This is a genomic window from Nonomuraea sp. NPDC049709 (assembly GCF_040674815.1).
Lineage (GTDB): Bacteria > Actinomycetota > Actinomycetes > Streptosporangiales > Streptosporangiaceae > Nonomuraea.
Genome location: NZ_JBFANM010000108.1, coordinates 1 through 13,984 on the forward strand (window position 1 = coordinate 1; position 13,984 = coordinate 13,984).

A 13,984-nucleotide genomic window follows, 5' to 3' on the forward strand; every position below is an offset into this window, starting at 1 on the left:
CGCCCGCCCCCACGCTGCGGGTCACGCCGCTCTACCTGCACGACGGGCAGGAGCTGGTCGAGCTCACCGCGCCCCTGCCCGCCCGCCGGGCGGAGCCGCGCCAGAGTCCGCGCCCGCGCCCGGGACGGCCCGCGACGTGGTCATCACCGCCCCCGCCCGCACGCTCATGGACGAGCTGGGCATCGGCGAGGACCGGGTCCGCGCCCTGGGGAAGCGGCTGATCCGCCGAGCCGACGTGGCCGCCCTGCAAGAGGGGGCCGCCCCGCAACCGGCCGCCCCCGCAGCCCTCGGTGGCGCGGACGCGGCGGAGCTGGTCCTGCCCAGGACCCAGCGGCGCATCGCCGACGTGGTGAGCCGGACCCACCGCGAGGTGCCCGCCGCCTACACCGTCGTCAAGGTCGACGTCGAGGACGCGCTGCGGCTGGCCCGCGAGCTCACCCCCAGGGAACGCATCCTGGTCGGCCTGCCCGAGCTGCTGGTCAAGGCCGTGGCCGGGCTGGTCGGGCGGTTCGAGGTCGCGTACGCCACCCCGATCGCCCCCGGCCGCCTGCGCCGCGCCGCCACCGCGCACGTCGGTGTCACCATGGACGCCGGGAAGGGGCTGTTCGTCCCCGTGGTGCACGACGCCACGAACCGCTCGCTGGGCGAGATCTCCCGGACGCTCATGAAACACCGGCTGGCCGCGATGCGCGGCGCCTTCCGCGAGGAGGACCTGTCGGGCGCGAACATCGTGGTGACCCTGCACAACGAGGGCGCGGTCACGCTGGCGATCCCGATCGTCTTCCCCGGCCAGGTCTGCGCCCTGTCGCTGGCGGCGCCGCAGAGGGAGGCGGTGCCGGTCGGGGACGGGTTCGAGGCGCGGCACACCGTGCACCTCGGGCTGGCCTACGACCACCGCTACGCCAACGGGCACGACGCCGTCCAGTTCCTGGAGGCGATCAGGGCGGCGCTCGAATCACCGGCCGCGCTCGTCGAGGACACCCCATGACAGCCGACCGAGCGGTGAGGAAGCCCTTGAAGCCCACCGAGCGGCGAGGAACCCGATGACGGAGCTCACCGACCGGCGGCGCGAGCTGCTGACCAGGCTGCTCGCCCGGAAGGCGGCGGCCACCGCCATCCCGCCCGTGCCCAGGACCGGCGAGCCGCTGGAGTGCTCCCACGAGCAGCGCAGGATCTGGCTGGCCGCCCAGGCCACCCCGGACGCGGCCCCGCCGAACGTCACCCTCGGCCTGGTCCTCACCGGCGAGCTGGACCTGCACCGGCTGTCGGCGGCCCGCACCGCGCTGGTGTCCAGGCACGAGGCGCTGCGCACCCGCTACACCGCCGTCGACGGCCTGCCGCACCAGGTGATCCGGCCCGTGCAGCCGGTGCCGCTGGAGCTGCTCGACCTGACCGGCCTGCCCGAGGAGGAGGCGCTGCGGCTGGCCCGGCTGGCGGCGGGGGAGCGGTTCGACCTCGAACGTGGCCCGCTCCTGCGGCTGACCGTCTACCGGCTCGGCCCGCGCGAGCACCGCCTGTTCCTGGCCTGCCACCACATCGCGGGAGACGGCGGCTCGGTGGCGCTGATGGCGGCCGAGCTGGCGGCGCTGTACTCGGGCGCGGACCTCCCGCCGCCCTCGTCCGTCCAGTACGCCGACTACGCCGCCTGGTCCCTGGCCAAGGCCGCGGAGCGGGTGCCCCGGCGGCTGCCGTACTGGCGGGACCGGCTGGCCGGGATCGAGCCGCTGTTCCCGCGCGTCCCGCCCGCGCGGGGCGGCAGCGCGACCGCCGTGGTGCGGGCCGGGCGGGAGGTGGTGGACGGGCTCCGCGGGGGCGGGCCGGTCACGCCGTTCGCCGTGCTGCTGGCGGCGTACCTGGTGCTGCTGCGCCGGCTGAGCGGGCGCGGCGACCTGGTGGTGGGCACGGTGACGAGCGGGCGCGCCCGCCGCGAGCTGGAGCCGGTCGCGGGCTGCTTCATCAACCTCGTGCCGCTGCGCGTGCAGGTGCCGGACGGCTTCCCGGCGCTGCTCGCCCGCGTCAGGGAGGCCGTCGCCGGGGCGCTGGCCGCGGAGATCCCGTTCGACGCCCTCGTCTCCGGCCTCGGCGGCCACCGGCTGCCCGGGGTGCACCCGTCCTTCCAGGCCGCGTTCGTCCACCGCGACGACCCCGAGCCGCCGCCCGTCTGGGCCGGCCTGTCGGCCCGCGTCTGGGAGCACGAGGTGGACGACGCGAGCTTCGACCTCGGCCTGACCGCCACGCCGAGGGGCGGCGAGTACGAGCTGGCGCTCACCGGCAGGCTCGCCCGCTTCACCCCCGCCGAGCTCGCGGACCACGCCAGGACCCTCCTCGCCATCCTGCACGCCCCGGACGCGTGACAAGATTTCCGCCCGCGGAGGGCGGGCGTTATCGCCCGCGGCACCACCGCGCCACGTACGACGATCACGGTGCTGGCGGCACCCTGAAACGGAGTACGACACATGTCCCACCCCTCCCTCGGCCGCCGGGCCCTGCTGACGGCGGCACTCGCGGCCCCCGCCGCCGGGACCCTCGCCGGCATGACGGCCCCGGCCCACGCGGCGACCGCCAACGCGGCGACCGGCGGCAGGTTCGACCGCCGGAGCCCGCGCTTCACCATCGGCGTGCTGCCCGACACGCAGTACCTCTTCGACGAGGACCGCTCCGACCCGGCCCCCGTGCGCCAGACGTTCCGCTTCCTCACCGGCGAGCGCGAGAGCCGGAACATCGCCTTCATGACCCACCTCGGCGACGTCACCGAGCACGGCTCGGAGCAGGAGCTCGGCCTGGCCGCCGACGCGTTCCGGGCCCTGGACGGCCGCCTGTCCTACAGCGTCCTGGCCGGCAACCACGACGTGAGCTCCGGGACCGACGACCAGCGCGGCGACAGCGCCTACCTCAAGGCGTTCGGCCCCGCCCGGTACGCCAGGATGCCCACGTTCCGCGGGGCGTCGCCCGACGGGTACAACAGCTACCACGTGCTCGACGCGGGCGGCCGGCAGTGGCTCGTGCTCGCGCTCGACTGGCGGATCTCCGCCAAGGGCCTGGAGTGGGCGCAGGGCGTCATCGACGCCAACCGGACGCTGCCCGTCATCCTCACCACCCACGACCTGGCCTGGGCGGGCGAGGACGGGGTGGCGGCGCTGTCGCAGTTCGGGCAGCGGTTGTGGGACGGGCTCATCAGGCGCAACGACCAGATCTTCCTGACGCTCAACGGCCACTACTGGCCGCCCGGCCGCACGGTGCTCAAGAACGACGCCGGCCACGACGTGCACGTGCACATCGCCAACTATCAGGACCGCTACTACGGCGGCGCGGGCATGGTCCGGCTCTACGCCTTCGACCTCGTCCGCAACGTGATCGACGTCGAGACGCTGTCGCCGTGGCTGCTGGAGCGTGACCCGGACGAGCGCACGCCGCTGGAGGCCGAGCACCTCGAGCTGACCGGCCCCGTGGACCGCTTCAGCATCGAGATCGACTTCGACGAGCGCTTCGCCGGGTTCGCCCCGCGTACCCCGGTCCCGCCCCGGCCGGCGCGGGAGGTGATGCCGAAGGGCACGGTGGCGTACTGGCGGTTCGACGGGGAGGGCCTGGCGGGGGCGGGCACGGACGGCGCGGTCGTCCCGGCTGGCACCGTCGCCCGCGACCTGACCGGCGGCGGCAACGACCTGACCATGGAGCTGCTGCACGCCAGCGCCCCCGAGACGCTGAAGTGGTCGGCCGAGCACCACGAGGGCCAGCCCGCCCACGCCAGCCTCCGCTTCGACGGCGGCAAGAACCCCGATCGGGGCGCGGTGCTCAGGTCGGCGGCGAACGCGCCGATCAACGCCATGACGTTCGAGTCCGGGTACACGATCGAGGCGTTCGTCAAGCTGCCGGAGCCGTTCGAGGGCGACCACGCGTGGATGGGCATCCTGAGCTGGGAGGGCCGCAGCGGCGACGCCGGCAAGTCCAGCGGCTGGTCACCCGACGAGCCCACGTGCAGCCTGAACCTGTCGCCCGAGCGCTTCCTGCAGTACGTCGTCTACCCGACGGACCGCGACGCCGACCCCACCTCGTGGAGCCACGCACTGCCGGTGGGCCGCTGGATGCACCTGGCGGTGGTCAACGACGCGCGGCGGACGGTGGTGTACGTGGACGGCTCGAGGATCGCCCGCAACCCGTCGCAGCCGTCGAAGGGCATCTCGACGCTGGGCCGGCCGTTCGCGATCGGCGGGACGCAGTTCGCGCTGAAGTACGGGCAGGGCTACTACGGCTGGATCGGCGACGTGCGGATCGTCGCGCGGGCCCTGCGGCCCGGGGAGTTCCTCGCCCCGTACGCGTGACCGCCGTGGGCTCGCGGGGCTGCCGGGTGATGACGATCCCGGGCCTGGTGGCCGAGATCGATCTGGGACGGGCGCCGCGTACCGGGTAGGTTGGCCGTCCATGGAGGCACGCCAGAAGCAGCTACGACGCCCGGCCCGCGGGACTGCCGCAGCCGTCGCGGTCGCCGCGCTCGCCGGGACGGCGGCCTGCGGAGCGCCCGGCGGGAGCGGCTCCGCGGCGCCGCTCCCGTCGTCGGCCCCATCGTCGGCCCCATGGTCGGCACAGTCGTCAGCGCCGTCGTCAGCGCCCAGCGCGACGGCGGGCGCCCCGGAGAAGGCGCTTCCCGAGCCCGGCGAGAAGGTGCCGGCGAGCGCCGCCAAGATGGCCGCGGCCCTGAAGGAGACCACCGCCGCGCTCAACGACGCCATCGACGCCTGGACCGGGGACGGCGCGGCGGCGCGGGGCGCGCCGCCCGAGGACGTCGAGCTGCTGGCCCTGTACCAGCAGCGCATCTACCGCCATGCCGCCCGCCACCCCGAGGTCGCCTCCCGGGCCTTCGCCCGACTGCCCTCCGCCCTGGCGGCCCAGGCCAGGGACAACACCGGGGCGATCCGCGAGCTGCTCGCCCTGGCCCGCCCCATCAAGCCCACCGCCGTGTTCCGGACCCAACCGGCCCGGCCGGCCGCAGAGCTGCTCGGATTCTTCAAGAAGGCCGAGCGCCGGTTCGGGGTGGAGTGGGAGGTGCTGGCGGCGGTGATGTTCGCCGAGACGAAGTTCGGCCGGGTGAAGTCCGACAGCCACGCCGGGGCCCAGGGGCCGATGCAGTTCATGCCCGCGACCTGGAAGGCGTACGGGCTGGGTGGTGACGTGCAGGACCCGCGTGACGCGATCATGGGCGCGGCCAACTACCTCAGGGCCACCGGCGCCCCTCGCGACTACCAGCGGGCGCTGCACGCCTACAACCCGTCGCAGGCGTACGTGAACGCGATCCTGCTGCACGCCCGCCAGATCAAGCGGGACCCGCGCGCGTTCTACGCCTACTACAACTGGCAGGTGTTCGTGCTCACCACCGAGGGCGAGCGCCGCCTCACCGGCCCGTAGAAGGCTCAGGTGTGGTCGGCGCAGCAGGGAGTCGGGTTCGGCACCTCGGCGGGGGCGAGCCGGCCACCGGCGGCCGGCATGGTGAGCAGGGTCATGAGCCCGTCCCGCCAGACCGGCCTGACGTGCTCGTTCGTCACGATGAGCACGTCGTCGGCGGGCGGGTCGGGTGAGGCTAGCACCAACACCCGGTCGATGGCCGAGCCACTGCGGAGCTCACCAGCGCTGAGGGTGCCCGTGAGCAGGTCACGGCCGGGGAAGGTGACGATGCGGCCGCCGCGCCGGTCGGCGTGCTCGGCCGCCGCCAGCGCCGCCCCCGCCGCCAGCGGTCCGGTACGCGCGTCGCCGAGCGCCCACGACGTGGCCGCCGGGGGAGGGGTCACCGGGCCCGGCACGGCCAGCGAGCAGGCCACGTGCGGCTCCTCGCCCGCCGGCCCCGCCGGGACGAAATGGGTACAGCCGACGGCGTCGCCCGGCAGGCCGAGCTCCCGCGCCACGGTGTGGAGCAGGTGCTCGGCCTCGGGGAGCGTACGCGCGCCCGTGTCGAAACCGAGGATCATCGGCGCGGCAGGACCCAGATGGGGTTGCTGTAGAACCACAGGTCGTTCCACGGGTCGGCGTCGCCGTACACGTCGATCTGCGGGCCGTTCGGGTCCACCGCGGCGCCCAGCAGGCCGGGGGCGCCGCGCTTGCCGTCGGTGCCGCGCAGCCGCACGTACACCGGGCGGTCGACGGCGCCCAGCTGGTACGTGAAGGTGACGGTGCCGCTGTTCCTGCCCACCTCGAACGACTTCACGACCTTCGTGCTCGGCGTGGTGAAGGCGTCCTTGTCGGCGGCGGGGCCGGTGACGTCGCCCTGGATGACGTCCACCCGGGCCAGCGCGGGCACGAACTGCGCCCAGTTGGGCCGCCCGGCCAGGGTGATCTCGATGGCCAGCTCGACGCGGGCGCCCCTGCGTACGTGGAGGGTGTCGCCGAGGGTCACCCCGCGCTGACCGGCGCCGGCCGCGCGGGCTCGCACCACCAGGGCGCTGATCAGGCCGCCGTGGTCCACCCAGACGCGCCCGGCGCGCAGGCCGTCCATGACCGCGCGGTAGGAGAAGTCCTCCGCGCCGACGTGGGTCCTGCTGTAGTAGCCGGGCCAGAAGTCGCCGGAGCCGAAGTTGGCCACGCCCTTGTAGATGGGGTCCTCGTAGCGGCCGTTGGCGTTGAAGTCGCTGTTCGGGCCGCGGTCGCTGGTGTCGGCGTGCACCCAGTGGGCGTCGGAGTTCGCCGTGATCCACCACGGCTTGCCCTCGGCCAGCAGGCTGTCCCAGAGCCCGCCCACGGTGGCGGTCATCCAGTCGAACCCGCCGAAGGTCTTGTAGCTCTCGGCCGGGTAGCCGGGGAAGGAGTCAGGGCCGGGGTTGCTGTCGTAGATGCCCCGCCCGCCGCCGGGGCCGTTCGGCTTGGGGATGCCGGCGGCCTGGTGGCCGGGCGCGCCCTCCATGCCGACCGCGATCGACGGCTGGGCGTCGCGCCAGCCGCGGATCTCGTGCGGGGAGTCGATGCCCTTCCTGGAGGGGTGGTTGGCGAGGAACAGCGCGTCGGGGATCCGGCGCTTCCTGACGGCGTCGGCCAGGAAGTTCAGGCCGGCGATGGCCAGCGCCTCGTTCTGCGGCGTGTTGGAGCTCGCGCCCTTCACCGAGCCGTCGAAGGAGTTCTCGAACTCCTTGAGCGTCTCGACCTCGCCCCGGCCGGGGGCGACGAACACGGTGCCGTGCTCGGCGGCCGGGATGTTCCACTCCAGGCCCTGGAAGACCAGCGTGTCCTTGACGGACTCGCGCGCCGCCACGATGTCGGGGTTGACCTTGTCCACGCCGATCTTGGCGTGCGTGGCGCCTCCGTGGTCGGTGATGACCATCCAGCCCAGGCCGTACGCGTTGCCGTGGCGGACCTGGTCGATGACCCGGTAGATGCCGTCGGAGCTGTACTGGGTGTGGATGTGGTGGTCGCCGGCCAGCCACTGGTAGCCGTCCCTGGGCTCCCGGCCGCGTCCCTCGTTCCCGGGGGTGGTGGCCGCCGCTGCCTGGCCCTGACCCCCCAGGACGCCGGCGGCGGTCAGCCCGGCTCCCAGCAGGCCCGCCCGGCGGAACATCCGCCGCCGGGAGAGCTGCCCGGGCGGCAGCTCGCCGTCCGGGATCGAAAGGTCCCGCGCCGGTGCCGCCTCGTTGTCTCCGAGGTCCTCGTGCACATGGTCGTGCCCGTGCTCGTGCCCGTGCTCGTGATGATGGTGATGGCCGTGACTCATGAAGGTGCTTTTCTCCGTCCCGCCGAAAGGGTGCTCCGGCTACGGCGGGAGCGTGGCGGAACCGGATGAATCGGACATGAACGGCAGAAGATCAGCGAATGCCGGGCAGATGCCGGGCCGTCTCGCGCGGGGGACGGCCCGGTTCAGGCCGGTGATCTGCTACGACAGGGCGCGGGCGGCGTGCACCAGAGGCACGTGGCTGAAGGCCTGCGGGAAGTTGCCGACCAGGCGGCCGTATCTCGGGTCGAACTCCTCCGCCAGCAGGCCCACGTCGTTGCGCAGCGCCAGCAGCCGCTCGAACAGATCCTTCGCCTCCTCTTTGCGGCCCTGCATCGCCATCACCTCCACCAGCCAGAAGCTGCACGCCAGGAACGCGCCCTCGCCACCCGGCAGGCCGTCCACGTCGTTGTCGGCGGCCAGCGGGTAGCGCAGGACGAAGCCGTCGGACATGAGCTCCTTCTCGATCGCCGCGACCGTCCCCGCCACGCGGGGGTCGTCGACGGGCAGGAAGCCCACCACGGGGATCATCAGCAGGGCCGCGTCCAGCTCGGCGGAGCCGTACGACTGGGTGAAGGTGTTGCGCTGCCGGTCGTAGCCCTTCTCGCAGATCTCCGCGTGGATGACGTCGCGCAGCGCCCGCCACTTCTCCACCGGCCCGGTACGCCCGAAGCCCTCGACGTATTTGACCGCCCGGTCGAGCGCCACCCAGCACATCACCTTCGAGTGCACGAAGTGCCGGCGCGGCCCCCGAACCTCCCACAGGCCCTCGTCCGGCTCGTCCCAGTGGTCCTCCACGTAGTCGAGCAGCTGCCGCTGGATGCTCCAGGCCCGGTCGTCGGGCGACAGGCCGCGCGAGCGCGAGACGTAGAGGCAGTTCATGACCTCGCCGTACACGTCGAGCTGGAGCTGCTTGACCGCCTCGTTGCCGATCCGGACGGGGCGGGAGTCCTCGTAGCCGTCGAGCCAGTCCAGGCGCAGCTCGGGCAGGCGGCGCTCGCCCGCGACGCCGTACATGATCTGCAGGTCCTGCGGGCGGCCGGCGATCGCGCGCAGCAGCCACGCCCGCCAGTCGGCCGCCTCCTCCAGGTAGCCCGAGCTGATCAGCGCGTCGAGCGTCAGCGTCGCGTCGCGCAGCCAGCAGAAGCGGTAGTCCCAGTTGCGCACCCCGCCGATGTCCTCGGGCAGGGACGTGGTGGCCGCGGCCACGATGCCGCCGGTCGGCGCGTACGTCAGCCCCTTCAGCGTGATCAGCGACCGGACCACGGCCTCCCGGTAGGGCCCCGAGTAGGTGCATTTGGCCACCCACTCCGCCCAGAACGCCTCGGTCTCCGCGAGCTGCTCATGGCAGTCGATCTGCGGCGGCATCGGCTCGTGCGAGGGGTGCCAGGTGAACACGAACGGCAGCCGGTCGCCCTCCTTGACGGTGAAGGTCGCCCGGTGGGCGTAGTCGCCGCCCTTGAGCGGCACGGGGGAGTGCAGCCACACCGAGTCGGGCCCGCCGATGGCCTGCATGTGCCCGTTGGTCCGGCGCACCCACGGCACGATCCGGCCGTAGTCGAAGCGCACCCGGAGCTGGGTGGAGACCTCCACGGTCCCGGAGACGCCCTCGACGATGCGGACGACGTCGGGGTTGCGGTCGCGCGGCGGCATGAAGTCGATCACACGGACGGTGCCCGTCGGGGTGTCCCACTCGCTCTCCAGGATGAGCGTGTCGGGGCGGTACCGGCGCCTGGTGGCCGGCTTCCTTCCGGTGGGCCCGAGCCACCAGTTGCCGTTGCGCTCGGTGCCGAGCAGCGCCGAGAAACACGACGGCGAGTCGAACCTGGGCAGGCAGAGCCAGTCGATCGAACCGTCCCTCCCCACCAGCGCGGCCGACTGCATGTCTCCGATCAGGGCGTAATCCTCGATCCGCATGCCTAGACGCTACTGCGAGGAGGGGTGATCCCGTGGCCGGGCCGATCATGTCGCGTCATGATCGGCCCGGCCACGAGGATCACGTCAGAGGGAACCAGCGGGTGAACAGCTGCGTCAACGGCCCGATGGCCAGCGCGAACGCCAGCGTCCCCAGGCCCACCGTCCCGCCCAGCAGCCAGCCGGCGATCAGCACGGTGACCTCGATGAGCAGGCGCGCGAGCCGTACCGACAGGCCGAGGCGCATCAGGCCGGTCATGACGCCGTCGCGGGGGCCCGGGCCCATGCCGGCGCCGATGTACAGGACCGTGGCCAGGGCGATGGAGGTGACGCCGAGCGCCACGTACAGGGCCTGCAGCACGAGGTTGCCCGGGGCCGGGAGCAGGAAGATCGCGGCGTCGGCGAACAGGCCGAGGAACACCACGTTGCTGATCGTCCCGAGACCCGGCTTCTGCTTCAGCGGGATCCACAGCAGCATCACCAGGGCGCCCACCGCGATGATCACGGTTCCGATGGACAGCCCGAGCCTGAGGCCGAGGCCCTGGTGGAAGACGTCCCAGGGGTCGTTGCCCAGCCCGGACTCGACCTGGAGGCCGATGCCGGCCCCGTACAGGGCCAGGCCGCCGTAGAGGCGGAAGAGGCGGGCGGGCAGGGAACTCCGCTGGGGGACGGTGGTGGTCTCGCTCATAGTGGACCCAGATTGGCATCTTGCCACTTGCCAAAACAGGGCCAATCACGAAAAGTGGCCTTATGAGGCATGTCTCAGCGACGCAGGTGGCCCGGCTGGTCGGCATCGGCCCGGACGCGCGGCCGTACTACCGCGCCCTCGCCGACGGCGTCCGCGGCCTGATCATGGACGGCCGGCTCCCGGTCCGCGTCCGCATGCCCGCCGAGCGCCACCTGGCCGAGGTCCTCCAGGTCAGCCGCACCACCGTGACCTCGGCCTACGACCTGCTGCGCGAGCGCGGCTACCTGGAGAGCCGGCAGGGCTCGGGCAGCTGGACCGCCCTGCCCGACCCGGCCACGACGGCCGAGAACCCGTGGCTCAGCACCGACGGCGACAGCCTCGTCCAGCTCCACTGCGCCGCCCCGCCCGGCCCGACGGCGCTCACCACCGCCATGGCGGAGGCGGTCGAGGACATTCCCCGGTACGGCATGGGCAACGGATACGACCCCATGGGCCTGCCCGTGCTCAGGGAGCGGATCGCCGCCCGGTACACCGCCAGGGGAGTGGCCACCAGGCCCGAGCAGATCATCGTCACCACCGGCTCCCAGCACGCCATCCAGCTCGTCATGGGCCTGCTCGTCGGCGCCGGCGACGCGGTGCTGGTGGAGTCGCCGACGTACCCGCACGCCATCGACGCGGCCCGGCACCGCGGCGCCCGCATCGTCCCGGTCGGGATCTCCCACGAGGGCTGGCAGCAGGACCTGGTCGCCGGGGCCATGCGCCAGTCGGGCGCCCGCCTGGCCTACCTCATGCCCGACTTCCAGAACCCGACGGGCGCCCTCATGGAGGACCCCGTCCGCGCCGCCGTCGCGGGCGCCGCCCGGCGGAACGACACGATGGTGCTGGTGGACGAGACCTGGTCGGAGCTGGCGCTGGACGAGGTGCCCCGCACCTCGCCGATGGCGGCGTTCGACACCGACAGCCGGATGATCAGCATCGGGTCGGCGTCCAAGTTGTGGTGGGGCGGGCTGCGCATCGGCTGGATCCGCACCACCGCCGCGCTCGCCCGCCGCCTGGCCACCTTCCGCTCGTCGGTGGACATCGCCAGCCCGGTGCTGGAACAACTCGTGGTGGCGCGGCTGTTCGACCGGCTGGAGGAGACCCGCGCCGAACGCCGCCGCACCCTGCGCGCCTCACGCGACGCGCTGGTCGCGGGCCTGCGCGAGCACCTGCCGGAATGGACGTTCGAGCTGCCGCGCGGCGGCGGCACCCTGTGGGTGCGCCTGGACGCCGGCGGCTCGACCCCGCTCGCCGAGGCGGCCGCCTCCCACGGCGTACGCCTGGCGCCCGGCCCCTGGTTCGGCCTGGAGGGCACCCACGAGGGCTACCTCCGCCTCCCCTTCACCCAGCCGCCCCAGACCCTGACGGACGCGGTCGTCCGCCTGCGCGCCGCCCGCGACCACGGCCCCACCGGCACCCCCCGCCCCCCGGACTCGCTCATCGCGATGGTGTGACCTCACTCGTTGAGGCCCCTGGCCAGCGGTGCTTGCCACTTGCGGCGCATGGCCGCGATCCGCAGGCCGAACGCCAGCACCGCCGCCGCCAGCACCGCCGGCCACCCGTACAGCCCGTACGACGACAACCCCGCCATCACCCCCGACCCCAGCATGGCCGGCACCGCGTAGAACTGCCGGTCGTACAGGAGCGCGGGGATCTGCCCGGCCAGCACGTCGCGGAGCATCCCCCCGCCCACCCCCGTCGTGACGCCCAGCAGCGCCGCGTGCAGGGGGCTGAGGCCGTACTCCATGGCCTTCTCCGTCCCGACCGCGCAGAACAGCCCGAGCCCGGCCGCGTCCAGGACCAGGATGGCCGGCATCACCCGGGCCACGTGCGGGTGCCAGAAGAAGACGATCACCGTCGCCACGACCGGCACCAGCACGTAGCCGACGCTCTGGAAGGCGATCGGCCGGACGTTGAGGATGAGGTCGCGGACGACGCCCCCGCCCAGCGCGGTCATCTCGGCCAGCACCCCCATCCCGACCACGTCGAGCCGCTTGCGTACGCCCATGAGCGCGCCGGACAACGCGAAGACGAAAATGCCGGCGAGATCCAGAATTTCGGACACGATCGAAATGTCTACCGCATGGCGGGTTCATGATGCTCGGCCATCATCACCCGCAGCCTCCGCGTGAACATGAACAGCGCGATCCCCGCCACGACCGCCATCGCCGCCAGCACCAGGTAGTACATCGGCTCGGACAGCACCCGGTTGAGCCGCCCCGTCTGCCCGCCGACCGCGTCGCCCACCGACACCGCGATGAACCAGATCCCCAGCATCTGCCCCTTGAACGCCTCGGGCGCCAGCTTCGTCGTCACCGACAGCCCGACCGGGCTCAGCGACAGCTCCCCGAACACCTGGATCAGGTAGACCAGCACCAGCCACCACACCGAGACCCGCCCGGCCCCGGCCAGCCCCGCCGCCACCGCCATGACCACGAAGCTCACCCCCACCATGACCAGCGCGAACCCGAACTTCTGCGGCGTGCTCACCCGCGTGCCCAGCTTCACCCACAGCGCCGCGAACACCGGCACGAAGATCATGATGAACAGCGGGTTGAACGACTGCGTCGTGGCCGCCTGGATCGGGATGCCGAACAGCGACAGGTCGGTGTGGTCCGCGGCGAAGAACAGCAGCTTGCTCGGCGCCAGGTCGTAGAGCATCCAGAAGACGGCCGCCGCCACGAACAGCCAGATGTAGGCCTTCATCCGGATGCGCTCGTCCTCGGTCAGGTCGTGGCTGCCGAGCATGATGTACGCGAAGTAGGCGATGGGCACGATCAGGATGACCACCGTGATCGCCACGGTGAGCCGGTCGATCGTGAGCGTGCCGGTCGCCGCCCAGGCCGCCAGCGCGATCGCCACCGCCGCCGTGCCGAGGGTCACGACGCGGCCGAAGCGCAGGCGCTCGCGGCGGGTCAGGCGCAGGCCCGGGCGCTCGCCGACGCCGCGCAGGTTGCGGCCGCCCCAGACGTACTGGACCAGGCCCAGCGCCATGCCGACCGCCGCCGCGCCGAACCCCAGGTGCCACCGGTCGCCGGCGGCCAGCCAGCCCACCACGATGGGCGCGAAGAAGGCGCCCAGGTTGATGCCCAAGTAGAACAGCGAGAACCCGGCGTCCCTGCGCGCGTCGTCCTCGTCCGGGTAGAGCCGGCCGACCATGACGGAGATGTTCGGCTTGAGCAGGCCCGTGCCGGCGATGATCAGGAGCAGCCCCAGCCAGACGAAGAACGGCGACGTCACCGGGATCGCCATGCTGATGTGCCCGAGCATGATGACGAACCCGCCCCAGAGCACCGACCGGCGCGCCCCGAGGATGCGGTCCGCGATCCACCCGCCCGGCAGCGCCACCAGATAGATGAGCGCGCCGTAGACGCCGACGACCGCCTGGGACGTCTCCTGCGACAGGCCCAGGCCCTGGTGCGCGGGCGACGCGGCCATGAACGTGGCCAGGATCGCCCGCAGGCCGTACCAGGAGAACCGCTCCCACATCTCGGTGCCGAACAGCGTGGCCAGGCCCCAGGGATGCCCGAAGAACGTCCTGTCGCGACCGTCGCTCATACGACCCCCCGTCGAGCACTTTACGTATGCAATTGATCACTCTACGTGAAGCTTGCGGATCTCTCTCCGCAAGCACTTGCCGCTACCTCGGGGGTGTGGTG

At 72.8% G+C, this 13,984-nt stretch carries 11 protein-coding genes; 5 read left to right on the plus strand and 6 right to left on the minus strand.

The window, feature by feature from the left end; all coding sequences use genetic code 11:
- The first annotated feature begins 136 nt into the window (after positions 1-136).
- The 4 genes from AB0J69_RS55190 to AB0J69_RS55205 all read left to right on the plus strand — a co-directional run bounded on the left by AB0J69_RS55190 (position 137) and on the right by AB0J69_RS55205 (position 5,400).
- On the plus strand, positions 137-988 hold the full coding sequence (locus AB0J69_RS55190) for a 2-oxo acid dehydrogenase subunit E2 (RefSeq protein ID WP_364136081.1): 852 nt from the start codon (positions 137-139) through the stop codon (positions 986-988).
- A 55-nt stretch (positions 989-1,043) separates the two neighbouring features.
- A complete protein-coding gene (locus AB0J69_RS55195; protein ID WP_364136084.1) occupies positions 1,044-2,354 on the plus strand; it encodes a condensation domain-containing protein in 1,311 nt (436 codons plus the stop codon).
- 102 nt (positions 2,355-2,456) lie between these two features.
- Complete coding sequence (locus AB0J69_RS55200; RefSeq protein WP_364136086.1) at positions 2,457-4,319, plus strand: LamG-like jellyroll fold domain-containing protein; 1,863 nt, start codon at positions 2,457-2,459, stop codon at positions 4,317-4,319.
- Between the two features lie 100 nt (positions 4,320-4,419).
- Positions 4,420-5,400: a lytic murein transglycosylase gene (locus AB0J69_RS55205; RefSeq protein ID WP_364136089.1), complete on the plus strand. Its 981-nt coding sequence runs from the start codon at positions 4,420-4,422 to the stop codon at positions 5,398-5,400.
- Between the two features lie 5 nt (positions 5,401-5,405).
- On the opposite strand, the gene AB0J69_RS55210 is transcribed toward AB0J69_RS55205, so the two are convergent.
- The 4 genes from AB0J69_RS55210 to AB0J69_RS55225 all read right to left on the minus strand — a co-directional run bounded on the left by AB0J69_RS55210 (position 5,406) and on the right by AB0J69_RS55225 (position 10,286).
- Complete coding sequence (locus tag AB0J69_RS55210) at positions 5,406-5,957, minus strand: hypothetical protein (protein ID WP_364136092.1); 552 nt, start codon at positions 5,955-5,957, stop codon at positions 5,406-5,408.
- Positions 5,954-7,687, minus strand: a complete 1,734-nt coding sequence (locus AB0J69_RS55215; protein ID WP_364136095.1) for a histidinol-phosphatase — start codon at positions 7,685-7,687, stop codon at positions 5,954-5,956. The genes AB0J69_RS55210 and AB0J69_RS55215 overlap by 4 nt, the downstream gene beginning before the upstream one ends.
- Positions 7,688-7,846: 159 nt before the next feature.
- A complete protein-coding gene (locus tag AB0J69_RS55220; RefSeq protein ID WP_364136098.1) occupies positions 7,847-9,601 on the minus strand; it encodes a glycoside hydrolase family 15 protein in 1,755 nt (584 codons plus the stop codon).
- Between the two features lie 79 nt (positions 9,602-9,680).
- On the minus strand, positions 9,681-10,286 hold the full coding sequence (locus AB0J69_RS55225; RefSeq protein WP_364136101.1) for a hypothetical protein: 606 nt from the start codon (positions 10,284-10,286) through the stop codon (positions 9,681-9,683).
- A gap of 62 nt (positions 10,287-10,348) precedes the next feature.
- On the opposite strand from AB0J69_RS55225, the gene AB0J69_RS55230 reads away from it, so the two are divergent.
- Positions 10,349-11,779 (plus strand): PLP-dependent aminotransferase family protein, encoded by a 1,431-nt coding sequence (locus tag AB0J69_RS55230; RefSeq protein ID WP_364136104.1) that lies wholly within the window; start codon positions 10,349-10,351, stop codon positions 11,777-11,779.
- A 2-nt stretch (positions 11,780-11,781) separates the two neighbouring features.
- On the opposite strand, the gene AB0J69_RS55235 is transcribed toward AB0J69_RS55230, so the two are convergent.
- Both AB0J69_RS55235 and AB0J69_RS55240 read right to left on the minus strand, forming a co-directional pair.
- A complete protein-coding gene (locus AB0J69_RS55235) occupies positions 11,782-12,390 on the minus strand; it encodes a TRIC cation channel family protein (protein WP_364136107.1) in 609 nt (202 codons plus the stop codon).
- 11 nt (positions 12,391-12,401) lie between these two features.
- Complete coding sequence (locus tag AB0J69_RS55240; RefSeq protein ID WP_364136110.1) at positions 12,402-13,883, minus strand: oligopeptide:H+ symporter; 1,482 nt, start codon at positions 13,881-13,883, stop codon at positions 12,402-12,404.
- Between the last annotated feature and the right edge of the window lie 101 nt (positions 13,884-13,984).

Coding starts and splice junctions, on each gene's coding strand:
- AB0J69_RS55230 (WP_364136104.1), top strand. CDS start 10,349: ATGAGGCATGTCTCAGCGACGCAGGTGGCCCGGCTGGTCGGCATCGGC.
- AB0J69_RS55225 (WP_364136101.1), bottom strand. CDS start 10,286: ATGAGCGAGACCACCACCGTCCCCCAGCGGAGTTCCCTGCCCGCCCGC.
- AB0J69_RS55240 (WP_364136110.1), bottom strand. CDS start 13,883: ATGAGCGACGGTCGCGACAGGACGTTCTTCGGGCATCCCTGGGGCCTG.
- AB0J69_RS55195 (WP_364136084.1), top strand. CDS start 1,044: ATGACGGAGCTCACCGACCGGCGGCGCGAGCTGCTGACCAGGCTGCTC.
- AB0J69_RS55210 (WP_364136092.1), bottom strand. CDS start 5,957: ATGATCCTCGGTTTCGACACGGGCGCGCGTACGCTCCCCGAGGCCGAG.
- AB0J69_RS55205 (WP_364136089.1), top strand. CDS start 4,420: ATGGAGGCACGCCAGAAGCAGCTACGACGCCCGGCCCGCGGGACTGCC.
- AB0J69_RS55200 (WP_364136086.1), top strand. CDS start 2,457: ATGTCCCACCCCTCCCTCGGCCGCCGGGCCCTGCTGACGGCGGCACTC.
- AB0J69_RS55215 (WP_364136095.1), bottom strand. CDS start 7,687: ATGAGTCACGGCCATCACCATCATCACGAGCACGGGCACGAGCACGGG.
- AB0J69_RS55220 (WP_364136098.1), bottom strand. CDS start 9,601: ATGCGGATCGAGGATTACGCCCTGATCGGAGACATGCAGTCGGCCGCG.